Here is a 16,147-nt window from a genome sequence, read left to right as displayed (position 1 = left end):
CCCGGATGCCGTCCTTGCGTCAGGACGTCTCCACACCGTCGCGGGATTTGCCCCCGGGCGTCCACTCCTGGACCGCGAACCTTCCCGCCGCGCCCTCGGCGGTCAGCGGGACCATGTCCCGGAGCTCTTCCAGCATTGCGGTCACTGAGGTTTTCTCAGCGAAATAATCTTCGTGAAGTGGGTTGATCGGGGCGTCGGGGGCTGGAGCGGACAGCGGCGGCCCGGCTGTGGGCAGACGTAAAGCCCCTGGTAGGACGGTTCTCACCACAAGATCGTCCGCTGCACCAGAGGCTTCACGTTGGTTCCCTATGTTGCCATGCTCGATGTCCCCCGCCACGTCGTGGAGTACGTGGCCCGGTTGCTGGCCGGCCATCGCCGCCGGATCGGCACTCCGAGGGGCTCCCGCGCGCTGGGCCCGTTCCGGCAGGCGGTGCTGGTGCTGCGCTGGTTCCGCCACCGCACCTGCGTGCACTGCCTGGCCCGGGACGCCGGCATCTCCCAGGCCACCGGCTACCGGTATCTGCACGAGGGCATCGACGTCCTGGCCGAGCACGCCCCCAACCTGCACGAAGTCCTGGACCGCTGCCGTGAGCAGGGCCTGAGCCACGTGGTGCTGGACGGCACCCTGATCGCCTGCGACCGCGTGGCCGGCACCACCGCCAAAGGCACCGACCTGTGGTACTCCGGCACAGCCCGGCACTTCGCCGGGAACATCCAGTTCGTGGCCGCCCCCGACGGACAGCTGCTGTGGGTCTCCGACGTGGAACCCGGATCCGTCCACGACCTGCGCGCCGCCCGCATCCACGCCCTGCCCGCCCTGTACGCCGCGGCCCGCCAGGGTCTGCCGACGCTGGCCGATGTCGGCTACACCGGCGCCGGCCAGGGCATCCACACCCCCTTCCGCCCGCACCCCGACATCGCCTCCCCCCTGGCGGCAAACACCCGCACCCACAACCGGCTCCTGCGCGGCATCCGAGCCCTGGGCGAGCGCGCCGCCGCCGAACTCAAACAGCGCTGGCGTGCCCTGCAACATGTCACGCTCAGCCCCAGCCGCATCGGAGCCATCGCTCAGGCCGCCCTTGTCCTCAACAACGCGTGGAACGAAAGGCGTTGAGAAAACCTCACTGCAGCCATGAACTCATTCCACTCATGCCGTTGCCGGGAACAGGAGACGTCATCGGCTGTCGGCCGGCGTGGATCAGGTGAATCGGAGGAGATTTACCGTCCGTAAAGCTCCACAAACGAGGAGATCATCTCCAGTAGTGCGTCGGCCCGGTGCCGGTCCTCGGGCTGGGCGCGCAGAGCCTCGTCGGCGGCCCGCAGGCGGGCCAAGGCGGCTGGTTCGCTGTCCGCCACGTCGTCGACCACCGGTGTGGTGACCAAGTCCAGGCACTCGGTGAACAGGCGACGGGTTGCTGGAGAGGGCGGGTTGGGGTCAGGAGCATTGAACCCGCTGATCACATAGCGAACCGGGTCGGTCAGGCTCCAGCCGACGACGGTGCCGTGCTGGACGAGGAGTGCCACGTCGGGGGCGACGCCGATGCGAGCTTCCAGCGGTTCGTCGAGGACGTCGAGGTCGCGCAGACACGTCAGCACAGCGTCCCCGGGCGCGCGGCACAGAACTGTGCACATCTCGTGCCGGAAGTCCTGAACCTCGTCCGCGCGGAGCCCGCCCGGGCGTATCGCAGGCATGTCGAGAAGGCGTGCGGAGTCCTCGGCTGAGGCGGATTCCTCCGGTATCCGAAACTCGGCCCCGACCAGCTGCCAGCTGATCGGGTCGAACCGGAGGACGTCGGAGTCGTCCCACAGCCAGTCCTGGCTGCCGAAGGTGTCCGCGAGGAACTGCACACGCTCCTTCGCGTCCGCGTAGGGCGCGATGATCACAGAGTTACCTCTGAAACGTGGAGTGATGGACAGTGGATGGTCCGTCACCGTCGCGCGCCAGGTGCCATTGAAGGTGATGGTCATTCGGGTCCTTGTCGGCTGCTGTCGAAGATTTGATGCCACAAAAGAACGGGTTTCTCCATCCCTTGAGTACCGTCCGCCCATCCCCTTCATGTGCCGGGGTCTGCAGGGCACGTTGACGCCTCGTCTCGTCCGGCTCTTCAGCGGTACGGCGTTGTTCTGGACCGGACGGCACCGGCTGTCCGTTCTGACTTTCATCCTTCCAGCAGGTCGCTGACATAGTCGCGGAGCTGAGGAGGGAGGTCGTCGAGGACGATCTCACGCAGAGGTGAGATGTGGTCAAGGCCGACGTGGTCGGTGGAGGTGAGTTCGATGATGGCGTGCAACTCGGCTTCCAGGGCGGAGTTCTCCCTTTCAGAGGCAGCGGTTGCCGCCAGCAGTGTCGCCAGAGCCGATGCCTGGGCAGGTGTATATGCCTTCACGTAGTCGCACGCTTCGTCGGCCGCGCGTTCTCGTGCCTGTGCATCAACGTCCAGGATCATTCGCACAATGCTGATGAAGTCGTGAGACTTCAATGTGAACCCCCGTTCACCGCTGGCCTCAATGTCCGTAAAACTCCACGAGCGAGGAGATCGTCTCCAGAAGTGCGTCGGCCCGGTGACGGTCTTCGGTCTGGGCACGCAGGGCCTCGTCGGCGGCTCGCAGCCGGGTCAGGGCGGCAGGTTCGCCGTCCATGATCTCGTCGATCACCGGCTGGGTGACCAGGTCCAGACACTCGCTGAACAGCCGGCGGGTGGTGTCGGACGGCGGGGCGGGGTCGGGGGTGGTGAACGCCTTGGTCAAGTACCGGAGCGGGTTGGTCAGGCTCCAGCCGACGACGGTGCCGTGCTGGACGAGGAGTGCCACGTCGGGGGCGATACCGATGCGGGCTTCCAGCGGTTCGTCGAGGACATCGAGGTCACGCAGGCACGTCAGCATGGCGTCCCCGGGCGTGCGGCACAGCACTGTGCACATCTCATGCCGGAAGTCGCGGACCTCGTCCGCGCGGAGTCCGCCCGGACGTACTGCGGGCATGATGGGCACACGGGTGGTGGTCTCGGCGCTGGCGGACGCATACGGCATCTGGAATTTTGCCCCGACCAGTTTCCGGCTGTTGGGGTCGAACCGGAGGACATCAGGGGTGTCCCATAGCCACCATTGGCTGCCGAATGTATTCACGAGAAACCGATCACGTTCCTCCGCGTTCGTGTAGCGCGCGATGACCACAGAATCACCCGTGAAATGCGGGGTGATAGGCAGCGGATCATCCGTCACCGTGGCGTGCCAGTTGTCGTCGAAGGTCAGCTTCATGGGGAATGCTGTCTCATCTGCTCTGCATTGCTGGAGTCATGTATCCATCCTTGGTAGGAAGCCTGCTCTCCACAACCAAGTGGGACCGCACCACTGCCTGAGCAGCGGGGGAGAGCCCTCCTCTAAGGGCGAGCGGCACTCATTTCATCCAGTCCTTTTTACGGGGCGTCTGGGAATGACCTTAGAAACTCTTCTGCTGGCAGCTCTTTGTGTTTATTCAGAGGTGCTTTCGAGTTGTATTTTGCAGGTAGTTCATTTCTCGGCTGAGTGTCAATGGTCCGCATAGTTTTCCACTAGATCGTTGACGAGCGAAAGTAGGGCGTCGACGCGGTGCCGGTCCTCGCGCTGAGCGTGCAGGACCTGGTGGATTTCCCTGAGGTGGGCCAGGGCGGCTGGACTCTGTTCCCTCACCTCGTCGAGCAGCGGTGTGGTGATGACGTCCAGACACTCGGTGAATACAAGCCGAGTGGCTGGGGCGGGGGGAGCCGGATCGGGGGCGGCAAAGCCGGTGGTCAGATACCGGACGGGATCTGTGAGGCTCCAGCCGACGATGGTGCTGTGCTGGACGAGGAGCGCCAGGTCGGGGGCGATACCGATGCGGGCTTCCAGCGGTTCGTCGAGGACATCGAGGTCACGCAGACATGTCAGCACGGTGTCCCCGGGGGCACGGCAGAGCTCAGAGGTTACTTCCAGGCGGAAGTCCCGGACATCGTCCGCGCGGAGACCACCCGGATGGACAAGGGGTGTGGTGGGAACGCGGGCAGAGTCCTCGGCATCGGCGGCCTCAACGTCAGGGATTTGAAACTCGGCGCCGACCAGTTCCCGGGTGGCCCGATCGAACCGTAGCTCGTCAAGCGAGTCCCATAGCCACTCCTGGCTGCCGAAGGTGTCCAGAAGGAACCGCCCGCGCTCCTCTACATTTGCATACGTAGCGATGCGCACACGGAAATCCCGAAAATTGAAACGCGGGGTGATGTGCAGTGGATTGTCCGTCACTGTCGCGGTCAAGTCTCCGTCAAAGGTGATTCTCATGGTGAATTCCTTCTCATCTGATCTGCTCGGCCGGAGCCATGTAGCCCTTCTTGGTTGGAATTCTTCCCTCGACTATGTCAGCATGTGTAATCGGTTTACCAGGATCGCTGGGCGAGCCGCCCAGCGCCATAGCCCCGGAAGGCCCCTTGATGCCGGACGAGCCATATGCCGTGATGACGTTCCCTGACCCGGAACGGTCAGCTCGGACCACCACGATGTCTTCCTCCTTACGGAAGATCAGATTTCCACTGCCCGCCATCGAGTGGTACACCGCATCCGGCTCCTTGAGGATCTCCAAGACCATGTCCTCAGTGAAGCCGTGGTCGTGCGCATGATAATTGCCGGCCTTTCTCATCTTGCCGCCCTGCGCCCTCTTGATGACCTGATCCATGGTCTGGAGGGCGATCTGCCTGGCCTTCTGAGCCCTTTCTTCCTTCGTGTACTTGGGCATTAGACCCAGCGGATCGCAGCCAGCGTACGGGTTGTCCACGTAGCCGACGGGATTCGGTGCGGGTGCGAGTCCGAGGGGGTCGGGAGAGGTGTAGCGGCCGGTCTCGGGGTCGTAGTGGCGGAAGTAGTTGTAGTGGAGGCCGGTTTCGGGGTCGTAGTACTGGCCGGGGAAGCGGAGCGGGGTGTAGGCGCTGCTGTCGCGGGCCCAGGCGGTGGTGCCCCACAGAGTGGTGCGAGTGTGCCAGGCGATGCCGCCGGTCTCGTCGATCAGTTCGGTCGGTGTGCCGATCAGGTCGGTGGCGATGGCGAAGAACCGGCGGTCGATCTCCTCCTGTCGGCTGTCGGCGGTCAGGAGACGTTCGGTCTGGGCCAGTGGGACGACGTCGTGGTGGTCCCAGGTGAGAGCGACCGTGTGCGGGACGTCGGGCCGGTGGCTGGTCTGCTCGCACAGGGTGAGGCCGTCCCAGGTGAAGCGGATCTCCTCGACCACGGTCTCGCCGTCGGCCGCCAGGCGCTGCTTGGCGGTGCGGCGACCCAGCGGGTCGTAGCGGTACCGCCACCGGGTGCCGTCGGGGGTGGTGACGGAGGTGAGGCGGTTCTCCGTGTCCCACTCATAGCGCCAGGTGTCGGGCTTGCGGGACAAGCGGGTCTTCTGCCGCAGGACGACGCGGCCGAGGGCGTCGTGCTCGAAGCGGACGCCTCCGGCGCGGGTGATGCGGGTGCCGTGGTAGGCGCGCGGTCCGGTGGCCTCGCTGCCGGGGTGGTGGGCCGGCCAGGACGCCAAGGTCTGGTTGCCCGCCTCGTCGTACGCGTACCGCTCCGTCCAGTCCGGGGCGTGGACGGCGGTGACCCGGCCGATGGGGTCGAGGTCGAAGGTACGGGTGCCCGACAGCCGGTCCGTGACGGAGAGCAGATGTCCGTCGGCACGGTAGGCGTAAGCGCGACTGTTGACGGCCCGGGCTCCGGCGGTGATGTGCTGTTCGGCAAGCCGCCCGGCCTCGTCCCAGGCCGACGTCACGGTGATCGCGTCCCCGTAGGCACGGGCCAGTTCGTGGCCGACGGCGTCATGGGTGAAGGCGACCTCACGGCCACCCGTGGTCAGCTGCGCGGGAAGCCCGTCGGAGTCGTAGGTGTAGGACGTGACATGGCCGGTGGGTGTGGTCCGGCGGATGCGCCGTCCCAGGTCGTCGTAGGAGTAGACGAGCGGGCGGCCGTCCACCAGCTCCGTCTTGACCTGTCCGCGGCGGTCGTACTGGTAGCGGAGCTCGCTGTCCGGTCCGATCGCCTCGAGAAGGCGGCCCGCTCGGTCGTAGGCGTAGGTCGTCACCTTCCCGTCGACGTTCTTGCGGAGCACCCGGCCGAGCTGGTCGCGCTCGAAGGAGATGGTTCCGCCGAGTGCGTCGATCCGCTCGACGAGTCGGCCCGCGGCGTCCAGGCGGTAGGTCAGGGTGCGTCCGTCGAAGTCGGTCTCGGACACGATGTTGCCGGCCGCGTCGTACTCGTACGTCCAGGTCAGACCTTGCGGGTTGGTGACCCGGGTGAGACGCAGGTCCTTGTCGTGCTCGAAGGTGTAGCGGCTCCCGTCGGGGCGGGTGACGGCGAGCGGGAGGTCGAAGTGGGTGTACTCGTAGCGTGAGACACCGCCGGAGGGGTCGGTATGGGCAAGGCAGTTGCCCTCACCGTCGTAGGTCCATGACTCGACGATGCCGCCCGGATTGGTGCGGCGGGCGAGCTGTCCGTCCGCGTTCCATTCCAGTCGGGTGGTCCTGCCCGTCGGGTCGGTGACACGGACCGGACGGCCGAGCCCGTCCCGCTCGGTGCGCGTGGTGGCGCCGGACGGGGTGGTCACCTCCACGATCCGACCTGCCGCGTCGCACACCACACGGGTCGTGTTTCCGAGGGCGTCGGTGACAGAGGTGAGGCGGCCGGCGTCGTCGTAGGCCGAATGGGTCGTCTTTCCGGCCGGGTCGGTGACCGCGGTGCGGTTGCCGCGCTCGTCGTACTCGTAGGTCGTGCGGGCGCCGTCCGGTCCCACGACTTCCGTCGGCAGCCCGAGAGGGCCGCGTACGACGCGCAGTTCGGAGCCGTCCGGGCGGGCCACGCGGACCAGCCGGCCGTTCTCGTCGTAGGTGCAGGCGGTGGTGTGGCCGAGCGGGTCGGTGTGGGTGAGCAGGTTGCCGCGGCTGTCGTAGGTGTAAGCGGTGGTGTGGCCGAGCGGATCGGTGGTGGCGATCACCCGGCAGCGGCGGTCGATGAGGTGGCGGGTGATGCGGCCGTCGGCGGTGGTGAGGGTGGTGGTGCGTTGACCGGTCTCGGGGTCGGGTTCGGTGTAGGTGAGGGTGATCTTGATGTGGCCGGCTTCGCCGCCTTCCGCGATGACGCGGTCGCGGTCGTCGTAGGTGTAGTCGTAGCGGCTGTTGTTGGAGTCGATCCAGGCGGTGACGCGGCGGCGGTCGTCGTAGACGAAAGTGGTGGTGGCGCCGGAGGGTTTGGTGACGGTGGTGAGGTTGCCGTCCTGGTAGCCGTATGCCATCAACGGCAGGTCGGTGCCGTTCTCGCCGGCGCCGGCCAGGGAGAGGGCGGTGATCAGGCCCTCGGCGGTGGTCAGCTTCACCTGGTGGCCGGCCGAGTGGACCAGGGCCAGCGGCAGGCCGTCGTCGGCGCGGTCGATGGTGACGGTGTGGCCGTTGCGTTCGGTGACGGATATCAGCCAGGCGACTCCGTCGCCGCCGGGTTCGCTGCCGGGCGGGGCGGCGAAGTGGCGGACCAGGCCGGTGTCGGGGTCGGTGACCGTGTAGTCGCCGTTTTCGTCGCGGGCCAGCAGGGTGTGGGCGGTGCCGGACTCGGGGCGGGTGGGGGTGCCGGGGACGGGGTGCGGGTAGGTGATCAGCAGGCCGTCGGCGGTGACGTGGACGACGCCGACCGGGTCGATCTCCAGACGCTCGTCGACGGTGGACGTCCAGGACGGCCCCAGGAAACGGCCGGCCGTGCAGCCGGACTCGGTGCGGCGGGTGAAGACCAGCGGCAGGATGCCGGGGATCTCCACATCGGTCTGGGGCAGGAACATGTGGCCCGTGGCGAGGTCGACGGGGTCGGTCCCGTCGGTGGTGCGGGTGCCGTCGGGTCGGTTGTGGGTGCCCTCGGGGGCGTTGTCGACCAGTTTGCGCACCCGTGCGACGTCGGACACTTCCTCGGCGAGGCGTACCCCCTTCACCGCGGCGCCGCCGCCACCGGTGGCCACGGTCAGCGCCAGGTCGGGGATCAGCCGGCCGAAGCCCTCGGCCGGGTCCTTCATGAAGTCCTTGACCATCTGGGTGCCGGTGCCGACGGGGTCGTTGGCGGCCACCAACAGGCCCGCGGCCAGGCTGTTGAGATTCGTGGCGTACTCGGCCGGGTGCGTGATGTTGTAGGGGTCCAGGAAGTTGACCGAGCGGACGAAGTTCACAAGGCCGGCCGTGCCTTTGATGACGCCACCGCCGACGTGGTCGCTCATGATCTGCAGCTCCTGCAGACCGCCGCCCGCCTGCTCGGCGTACGACGGCTTCTTCGGCGCCATGTCGCGGGCGGCGCGGATCGCGCTGCGAGCGGTTTCCGCGGCGGTGTTCCGCTGCTTGCGGGCCTCGGCGAGGATGTCCTGCGCCTCCTGCATCAGCTTCTTGCCCGGGTCGTGGAACGTCGGGGCGGGACAAGGCGGCAGCGTGGACGGGTCACGCTGATCGGCGGGCTGGGCGTTGTAGCGGTCGACGGCCTTGTTGTAGGCCTCGATCTTCTTGCGGTGCGCGTCGGCGGCCTCCTCGGACGCCTTGACCCCTTCCTTCCACTTGTCGATCGCCAGCTGCGCCTGTCCTTGCGCCCATGCCACGGTGTCGGCGAACGACTCCAGCGCGGAGGCCGCCTTCTCACAGGCGTCGGCTCCGGTGAACCACTTCGGCGGCTGGGCGCTCATCACCTTCCGCAGCGCATCGGCGGCCTCGCCCTTGAGCCGCGAGGAGTCCAGGCCCTTCAAGCCCTCGCCGGCGTCGTCGAACGCCTTCTGGAAGGCGCGGAGTTTCCGAGCGGTGGAACGCAGCTTCTCCGGGCTGCCGTAGACCAGCTTGGTCTTGTCCTCGGTCTGCCCCAGGTCCATCTCGTCGACCTCGGCGCCCATCCGGTTCGCAACCGAACGCGACTGCTCACGCACCCAGTCCGCGCCGGACTCCCAGCCGACGTCGTCCAGCCGGTCCGCGACCCACTTTCCGCCGTCCTCGACCCGGTCGCCGAGCCATTCGACACCGTCCTCGACCGCGTTCTCCACCGAGTCCGGTGTGATGTCCTTGATGAAATCGCCGATGCCCACGTTCAGTTACCCCCGTCGCCGCCCTGACCGCTCTGCTGCTGCGCCTGCCGGGCGCGTTCCTCGGGCGACGGCCCGAATGTCCTGTCCAGCGCCTGGTTCCACTCGCTGTCGTCGATGCCCAGCGACTCGTTGATCTTTTCCGTCTGCCGGCCGACCTGTCCCTCGGTCAGGACCGTCCGGCCGGTGTCCATCCAGGTCTGCTCGATCTCCTGCTGCGCCCGCTCGAACGACTCGGCACTCCAGTCTGGGTTCAAGTGGTCCGGCGTGAACACTTCGCCCCAGTCCTGCCGGGCGATCTCCTCCTCGGAGGCATGCGGATTGCCGCCCATCAGGGCGTTGACCCCCACCTTCAGCGTGCCCGCGACGTACTGGTCGTGCTCCCACTGCGTTCCGGCCGCCAGGCCGAGACGGTTCGCGATCTGGCTGGCGTCGTTCACCAGGGCGCGCACACCCCACTCCCAGCGTTCGCAGAAGTCCTCGAAGTCGGCCGCCAGACCGTGGTGCCCGGCCTCCATTCCGGTCATGGACAACGCGGAGAAACCTTTGCCCATCACCGAACCGGTGGCGCCGCCCAGCTCGCCCAGCCCGTCGATGGTGGCGCCCACGCCCCTCGTGAACTTTGCGACCGACGCCTTGTCGAAGTGCAGGTCCGTTCCGTCACCGCTCATGGCCACTCCCCTCCTTCACCGCGTCGGTGTCGACGGCGACGCCGTCGGGAACGATCCCCGTGACCGGAGGGAAGAACATCGCCCCGTCCTCGCCGGCGATGTCCACGGCCAGACCGGCGGGCTCGCCCAGACTCGGCACGATCTCGTCCACGATCCGGGCGCCCAGCAACGCGGCATAGTCCACCGGCCGGTCACCGGGCCCGTGATGAAGCGCGAAGCGGGCCAGCGCCGTCTCGTCCGTGAAGGCGCACACCCACCGCACCCCACCCGAGCGCACGCTCCAGAGGCGGCCGCCGACGGTCGGGACCAGAAGAACCGAGCGCCGCATCTCACCGACCAACGCCCGTGGATCACCGATCCCTGCCCTTCGTTCGGCTATGCGCTCGGCCAATGCCGTTCTGGGTTGCTCCACGGCCCCTCCCCGTCGCGGTGTCATGAGTGACTGATGGCACCGTAGATCACGACGTGTGTGGATGGGGGCGGTGGCTCCCGTGAAACGCGCCGGACCTCTCACCGGGCTTCGTTGACCTGCTGAGCACGCGGTGCTCGATGCTGAGAAACCGTCATCCCGGTTCTTGAACAGGAGAGTCCGACACGACGATGGGTGGGTGCCATGGCCGTGACGTCAACTGTCCTGTCATCCAGCCATGACCTGTACGTTCGATCCGCTGCTCAGCCGTGGCAGACGGGCGTCCGCAGCGGTGGGCGGTGACGCTCCGGAGCTGTGGGACACCAGCTGTGTCCGGTTTCCCGCCTCCGTTGGCACGGTCGGCCTGTCCCGCGAAGGACGGCACGGAGCCGAGCATGGTCTTCGGCGCGCCCGGACACCCATACGCTCGCAACCGCGTCACAGTGACGACGCGATCACGCTTTGATCGTCTTTTTGACGGAACCATCTCCTCCCTGTGCTCGATGAGCAACAGAACTGCCCAATAGGTGTATTGAGAAAGGTTCTTGGTGAAGGCTCTGCTTGCGTACCGAGAGTCCAAGAGCGGCCGTGTACGGCCGACCACGGGGGAACATCAATGAGTGCTCTTGTTCGCTCCAAGGGATGGAAGTCCTACGCCATTGGGGCAGCGGTGATTGCCGCGCTGCTCGGGACCACTGCATGTGGGTCGAGCGCGGCCAACGGATCGGGTGAGGTCAAGTCCTCGAACCAGCTGAACGCGACAAGCCTGGCGAAGCTGAGTGAGACGGCTTCGGGGAAGCCGGGCAATGCTTCGGGCAGCACCAGTGGGGACAGCAACGGCGGTGTCAGCGGCGGCGCCGGCACCATCGCCGCCTGCACCGAGAACGGCCTCGCGGTCTCCGCCGTGAAGGAGCCCGCGGACAGCAAGGAGGCCAGGCACCTTCTCATCATCGTCCAGAACGTCGGCGACGAGAAGTGCAATCTCTACCACTACCCCTACGTGCGGCTCGGCAACGGCCAGACCACGGTCCCCGTGATCGAGGACAGCGACCCGGACCCGGGGGTGCCTGTCACCATCGCTCCGGGTGAGGAGGCCTATGCCGCTCTGCTCGTCAGCGGCGGTGCCAGGGACGAGTACGAGGTGAAGAACATCACCCTCACCCTCCAGGGTCGCAAGCCCGGCAGCAAGGTGAGCAAGCCGATCGACGTCCCCATGCCCGTCGACACGTTGTACGCGGACGACGGTCAGCTCGTCACTTATTGGACGACTGCTTCGGGCTTTGCCCTGGACTTCATCATGTCGAAGTGACGGACCGCAGTCGGAACCGCTTTCCTGTGGCCTACCAGAACGCGTGAGAGATCGGGGGTTGCGCTTCCCCAGCCCGAGACGGTCCACGGCGACCGCTGTGGGCCGTCTCGGGCTGGGGGACCACATGGAGGTGGCCGCCTCGCTCCGCCTACGGCCCGGCCAGGGCTCGATGGGCCGTTACGGACGGCACTGCGACACGCCCAGACTTCTGGGATCGCTGTCAGGCAGGGGTGTGCTTCCCACCCTCGGAAACAACATCGAGCCGAGCGGCAGAGCCCGTCCATGACGCCACGGATACATCCCCGAAGTGAGGTACTTGATCTTGTAAGCGCACGACGTTCTGACTGATTCCCTGTCGGGTTTACCCGGTCGGGCCTCGAGCGTGTCTTCGGCGGCGTACTTACCATGACGTCGGCCTGGGACGAGGCCGGCCGCTACACTTCCCGGATCCCTCGGACTCGCATCCGTCCTCAACCCCGATCACCCATGTCCACAGCCCCCACACTTGGACAGGCCTGCTGGGACTCTCGCCGAGCCACCAAGTGGGGCAGACTCTGGACGACACTTCACAGCTGAACGGATGAACGGATGGATCGCTTCGAGGCTCCAGCGGGGTTCGAGGGCGGGTCCTCTGCGGCATTCACGAGTTCGGCGACGTACATGGTGAGGGAGACCGGCAGATGAGCAACACCGTCTGGTGGGCTCGGGACGAGGCAGGAGTTTGTGTCGTCCCGACCGGCTCCATGCTCTCCGTCGTGCACGCCCTGCCTCCCACCGGGCTGATCCACTCGGCCCGGGTGCGAGGACGGGACATGCATGACTCCGACGGGGTGTTCACCCAGTTCCACGAGGCGCTGCGTCTCCCGGACTACTTCGGCTGGAACTGGAACGCACTGCGAGACTGCCTGACCGATCTCCACTGGCTCGACGCTCAGCACTTCCTCGTCACCATCGAGGACGCCGATGTCGTACTCTCCGAGAGTCCCGAAGAACGCGCAATCCTCTTTCGTGCCCTGCATGACGCCGCGAAGTTCTGGGCAGGGAAACCCGGGCTCCCGGGTCAGGGGAAGGTCACCTTCCGGACCGTGCTCCTGTGCCCGCCCGAAGCCCAGGAGGAGATGCTCCGCGAAACTCGCACCTATTGAACCCTTTCGTCTTGTTTCGTCTTGTATGAGCAGGGCGGTATGTGGTGACCGACTCAGGACACGGCATGTCAACAGATCCGAGGACCGTGCTCGGTGCGGACGGCACCTTTGCCTCGTCCTGGCTACGGGACAAATCAGTAGCTCCCGTTCCCGTGGGTGTGCAGATCGATGCGGCGTCGGCCCGCCGGATCACGGTCGGCTGTCGTGCTGTCGGGGCATCACACCTTCTTGGCACGCATCTCGCCGACACCCCGGGCGCGACGGCCGGTACGCCCTCCCGGCTTTCCCCATCCGAAGATTGCACGGGTATCCGCCCGCCCTTCCTGCTCTGCACACCTGACATGCAAGGAGCCGTCCTCTTTCCGGCAGCCGGCCACATGTTGATCGCGGGAACCGCTGCCTTCATGGCCGCGGCCGTCAGCGAGGGGATCGACACGGCACGCGCACGCTTTGGCCGTTATGCGCGCGCGCTCTCAAAACGGCACCCTTCCCTGCCGGCCGTAGCAGCCACTTACCCGCCCGACCACAGGGCCTGGTCCCACCCCGGCGACATCGAACCGACCAGTGCGGCGGCGCGGCAGCTGACGCTGCTGGAAGCATTCACCGACGGGAGCTGTAGTGCACCGGACTTCGCGCACAGCTGGTGGGAGGCCCGACGTGCATCCCAGGCGAACGGAGAACGGATTCACGGAGCACTCGGCGCTCTCTTCGACCAGGTGTTCACAATCCTCGAGGACTACTCGGTCAACCCCGGCCTCGCCGAACCGGGCGACCTCGGTGATGCCGAACTCAGGGCCGCCGTGCGCGCGGCCTGGGACGCATACCGTCGCTCCGGAACCGGCCGAAGCCGGTAGTCCCGCTCGAAGGCCGACACGTTCCTCGCGAACAACGCGAGCACAATCGCTTCCTGGACGGCATGGACCACAAAACCCGCTCCCGGCGACGCCCAGGGCATGACACCAACGGACGATCCACTGCCCATCACCCCGTGTTTCGATTTCCGGGACTTCCGTGTACGCATCGCGACGTACGCAAATGTCGAGGAATGCGGACGGTTCCTTCTGGACGTCTTCGGCAGCCAGGAGTGACTGTGGGACACGTCTGACGAGCTCCGGTTCGGCCGGGCCGGCCGGGAACTGATCGGCACCGAGTTTCACATCCCCGGCGTTGAGGCTGCCGATGCCGAGGACTCTGCCCGCGTTCCCGCCACGCCCCTCGTCCGCTCAGGCGGTCTCCGCGCGGATGCGGGCCGGCACGTCCGCCTGAAGGTGACTTCCGAACTCTGCCGCGCACCGGGCACACTGCGCTGACCTGCCTGCGCGACCTCGATGTCCTCGACGAACCGCTGGAGACCCGCATCGGCATCGCCCCGACGCGGCACTCCTGGTCCAGCACGGCACCGTCGTCGGCTGGAGCCTCACAGATCCCGTCCGGTATCTGACCACCGGCTTCGCCGCCCCAGCCCCGGCTCCTCCCGTTCCGGCCGCATCGACAGCCTGGTGGAGGACTGCGTGAATCGGTGATGCTCAGCCGAGGAACGGAAATAATTTTCCTCACCCCGTCGTCCCCCATTACCCTATTGCACAAGATCAACAAAGGTGGCCATGCATGAGTTGCCCTACGTTCCGTGAACGCTCATTGGAAGAACTTGAGGGAGAGCGATGGCCCGATCCTCCAGCCGATGCGACAGGATTGGTCAAAGCTGTGCATCGCCTGCGGCGTCGCCCCATCGGGAGCCTCGCCGCGCACGAGTTGTGACGGCTGATTGGGCAGAATGTCGGGCTTCAGTGGCTTCTTCCGCTGGCGATTGAAATTCTCCGCGAAACCGCACCGGAGGAGGGCGAGGGAGGATTCTATGACGACGATTTGCTGTCGGCGGTTCTGACTCGAGGTCCGGAAGTCTGGGCCGCCGCACCGGAGAAGGCCCACGAAGTGAAGAAGATCCTGACAACACTGCAAGATCTGTCACCCTATATCCAGTCGGAAGCAGAAGAGTTTCTACGGTCACTCCCGGACGGCCTATGGCAAGGACCGAATGACACAAGTACCACTCGCCTTCAGGCGTGATTTCTCCCTACCTACCGCCCAGGCAGTGGTTCAGTCCTACTTGGCCATGAGGGGCAAGATTCCCACCGAGGATGGCTACATGGCTCCAGCACTGCAGAACAGATGAGGAGGCATTCACCATGAAGCTGGCCTTCGACAGCGGCTGGCACGCCACGGTGACGGATGATCCGCTGCCCATCACCCCACAATTCACGGGTAATTCTGTGGTCATCGCGCGCTACACGAACGCGGAGGAACGTGATCGGTTTCTCGCGAACACATTCGGCAGCCAATGGTGGCTGTGGGACACCCCTGACGTCCTCCGGTTCGACCCCAACAGCCGGGAACTGGTCGGGGCCGAATTCCAGATGCCGTATGTGTCCGCTGAAGCCGAGACCACCACCCGTGTGCCCATCATGCCCGCAGTACGTCCGGGCGGACTCCGCGCGGACGAGGTCCAAGGCTTCCGGCATGAGATGTGCACGGTGCTGTGTCGCGTGCCCGGGGACGCCATGCTGACGTGCCTGCGTGACCTCGACGTCCTCGACGAACCGCTGGAGGCCAGTATCGGCATCGCCCCCGACGTGGCGCTCCTCGTCCAGCACGGCACCGTCGTCGGCTGGAGCCTGACCAACCCGCTCCGGTACTTGGCCAAAGCGTTCACCGCCCCCGACCCCGCCCCGCCGTCCGACACCACCCGCCGGCTGTTCAGCGAGTGTCTGGACCTGGTCACCCAGCCGATGATCGACGAGATAATGGACGGCGAACCCGCCGCCCTGGCCCGGCTGCGAGCCGTCGACGAGGCCCTGCGCGCCCAGTCCGAGGACCGGCACCGGGCCGACGCACTGCTGGAGATGATCTCCTCGCTCGTGGAGTTTTACGGACATTGAGGTTTTCTCAACAAGAGCAAGCCCGGGGTTGAGGCGAAATATTTTTCATCGACTCCGGAGGGTGCAACGCGCTACGCTAAGAACGCTTGCAAGAAGCTTCCCCATGAGGGGCCTTATTGGTTGACGCGAGGAGTCATCCGATCGGATCTCATCTCTCTTGAGAGCCGCATTGCCCATTTGGTCGACAGAGACGGTGACATCGACGCGTTCGTGCTGTGAGAAGGTTCCATGAGAGAGATCAGGCGCGTCAGAATCATGCCGTGGATGCCGATTCCTTGGTAGGAGGTGCGGAGTGAAGATCTACGTCACGTCAAGAAGTCGTCCAACTCTTGACCTCTGGTCCTCGACGTTGCCGAGACCAAGAGATGCCGAACTCGAATTCGTCGATGAAAACGAGCGGTCAGTGCAGGCCGATGTGTTCGTCATGTCGGGGGTGTGGGCTTTTGACAGATATGGCGGAAAGCCTGAAAGAGAGGTTGCGCAACTCCTCCCCAACACAAGAGGGGACAGTGAGGTTTTCTCAGCGAAATAATCTTCGTGAAGTGGGTTGATCGGGGCGTCGGGGGCTGGAGCGGACAGCGGCGGCCCGGCTGTGGGCAGACGTAAA

General features: G+C 65.9%; 14 protein-coding genes. 7 read left to right on the top strand and 7 right to left on the bottom strand.

Features of this window, described 5'->3' with window-relative positions:
- Nucleotides 1–298: 298 nt before the first annotated feature.
- Nucleotides 299–1,114 carry a transposase family protein gene (locus ABD224_RS24325; protein ID WP_344053445.1) on the top strand — a complete coding sequence of 272 codons (816 nt, stop codon included), beginning with the start codon at nucleotides 299–301 and terminating at the stop codon, nucleotides 1,112–1,114.
- 104 nt (nucleotides 1,115–1,218) lie between these two features.
- On the opposite strand, the gene ABD224_RS24320 is transcribed toward ABD224_RS24325, so the two are convergent.
- The 7 genes from ABD224_RS24320 to ABD224_RS24290 all read right to left on the bottom strand — a co-directional run bounded on the left by ABD224_RS24320 (nucleotide 1,219) and on the right by ABD224_RS24290 (nucleotide 10,153).
- Nucleotides 1,219–1,968, bottom strand: a complete 750-nt coding sequence (locus ABD224_RS24320; RefSeq protein ID WP_344053443.1) for a hypothetical protein — start codon at nucleotides 1,966–1,968, stop codon at nucleotides 1,219–1,221.
- A 191-nt stretch (nucleotides 1,969–2,159) separates the two neighbouring features.
- Entirely contained in the window at nucleotides 2,160–2,447 is a 288-nt protein-coding gene (locus tag ABD224_RS24315; RefSeq protein WP_344053441.1) for a hypothetical protein, read from the bottom strand.
- Nucleotides 2,448–2,505: 58 nt separating this feature from the next.
- The gene (locus ABD224_RS24310) at nucleotides 2,506–3,255 is read right to left on the bottom strand and encodes a hypothetical protein (RefSeq protein WP_344053439.1); all 750 of its coding nucleotides are present in this window, start codon (nucleotides 3,253–3,255) and stop codon (nucleotides 2,506–2,508) included.
- Between the two features lie 270 nt (nucleotides 3,256–3,525).
- On the bottom strand, nucleotides 3,526–4,287 hold the full coding sequence (locus tag ABD224_RS24305) for a hypothetical protein (RefSeq protein WP_344053437.1): 762 nt from the start codon (nucleotides 4,285–4,287) through the stop codon (nucleotides 3,526–3,528).
- 13 nt (nucleotides 4,288–4,300) lie between these two features.
- On the bottom strand, nucleotides 4,301–9,073 hold the full coding sequence (locus ABD224_RS24300; protein ID WP_344053435.1) for a putative T7SS-secreted protein: 4,773 nt from the start codon (nucleotides 9,071–9,073) through the stop codon (nucleotides 4,301–4,303).
- 2 nt (nucleotides 9,074–9,075) lie between these two features.
- Entirely contained in the window at nucleotides 9,076–9,741 is a 666-nt protein-coding gene (locus ABD224_RS24295; protein WP_344053433.1) for a hypothetical protein, read from the bottom strand.
- Nucleotides 9,731–10,153, bottom strand: a complete 423-nt coding sequence (locus tag ABD224_RS24290) for a hypothetical protein (protein WP_201450895.1) — start codon at nucleotides 10,151–10,153, stop codon at nucleotides 9,731–9,733. The genes ABD224_RS24295 and ABD224_RS24290 overlap by 11 nt, the downstream gene beginning before the upstream one ends.
- Before the next feature lie 613 nt (nucleotides 10,154–10,766).
- On the opposite strand from ABD224_RS24290, the gene ABD224_RS24285 reads away from it, so the two are divergent.
- The 6 genes from ABD224_RS24285 to ABD224_RS24260 all read left to right on the top strand — a co-directional run bounded on the left by ABD224_RS24285 (nucleotide 10,767) and on the right by ABD224_RS24260 (nucleotide 16,072).
- Nucleotides 10,767–11,459, top strand: a complete 693-nt coding sequence (locus ABD224_RS24285) for a DUF4232 domain-containing protein (protein WP_344053430.1) — start codon at nucleotides 10,767–10,769, stop codon at nucleotides 11,457–11,459.
- A gap of 680 nt (nucleotides 11,460–12,139) precedes the next feature.
- Entirely contained in the window at nucleotides 12,140–12,604 is a 465-nt protein-coding gene (locus tag ABD224_RS24280) for a barstar family protein (RefSeq protein WP_344053428.1), read from the top strand.
- Nucleotides 12,605–12,756: 152 nt separating this feature from the next.
- Entirely contained in the window at nucleotides 12,757–13,458 is a 702-nt protein-coding gene (locus ABD224_RS24275; RefSeq protein ID WP_344053425.1) for a hypothetical protein, read from the top strand.
- Between the two features lie 907 nt (nucleotides 13,459–14,365).
- Nucleotides 14,366–14,671, top strand: coding sequence for a contact-dependent growth inhibition system immunity protein (locus ABD224_RS24270; RefSeq protein WP_344053476.1), 306 nt, complete (start codon nucleotides 14,366–14,368; stop codon nucleotides 14,669–14,671).
- A 119-nt stretch (nucleotides 14,672–14,790) separates the two neighbouring features.
- Nucleotides 14,791–15,540 (top strand): hypothetical protein, encoded by a 750-nt coding sequence (locus ABD224_RS24265; RefSeq protein WP_344053423.1) that lies wholly within the window; start codon nucleotides 14,791–14,793, stop codon nucleotides 15,538–15,540.
- A 292-nt stretch (nucleotides 15,541–15,832) separates the two neighbouring features.
- Nucleotides 15,833–16,072 (top strand): hypothetical protein, encoded by a 240-nt coding sequence (locus ABD224_RS24260; RefSeq protein ID WP_344053420.1) that lies wholly within the window; start codon nucleotides 15,833–15,835, stop codon nucleotides 16,070–16,072.
- The last annotated feature ends 75 nt before the right edge of the window (nucleotides 16,073–16,147 follow it).

Origin of the sequence: Streptomyces thermoalcalitolerans, from assembly GCF_039525155.1 — a bacterium.
Lineage (GTDB): Bacteria > Actinomycetota > Actinomycetes > Streptomycetales > Streptomycetaceae > Streptomyces > Streptomyces thermovulgaris.
The sequence above is the reverse complement of the archived record's forward strand: the minus strand, read 5'-3'. Positions and strand labels throughout refer to the sequence as shown.

What these genes read in the sequence shown, in the direction of transcription:
- ABD224_RS24320 (WP_344053443.1), bottom strand. Translation starts at nt 1,968, where the DNA reads ATGACCATCACCTTCAATGGCACCTGGCGCGCGACGGTGACGGACCAT.
- ABD224_RS24315 (WP_344053441.1), bottom strand. Translation starts at nt 2,447, where the DNA reads ATGATCCTGGACGTTGATGCACAGGCACGAGAACGCGCGGCCGACGAA.
- ABD224_RS24310 (WP_344053439.1), bottom strand. Translation starts at nt 3,255, where the DNA reads ATGAAGCTGACCTTCGACGACAACTGGCACGCCACGGTGACGGATGAT.
- ABD224_RS24305 (WP_344053437.1), bottom strand. Translation starts at nt 4,287, where the DNA reads ATGAGAATCACCTTTGACGGAGACTTGACCGCGACAGTGACGGACAAT.
- ABD224_RS24295 (WP_344053433.1), bottom strand. Translation starts at nt 9,741, where the DNA reads ATGAGCGGTGACGGAACGGACCTGCACTTCGACAAGGCGTCGGTCGCA.
- ABD224_RS24285 (WP_344053430.1), top strand. Translation starts at nt 10,767, where the DNA reads ATGAGTGCTCTTGTTCGCTCCAAGGGATGGAAGTCCTACGCCATTGGG.
- ABD224_RS24280 (WP_344053428.1), top strand. Translation starts at nt 12,140, where the DNA reads ATGAGCAACACCGTCTGGTGGGCTCGGGACGAGGCAGGAGTTTGTGTC.
- ABD224_RS24265 (WP_344053423.1), top strand. Translation starts at nt 14,791, where the DNA reads ATGAAGCTGGCCTTCGACAGCGGCTGGCACGCCACGGTGACGGATGAT.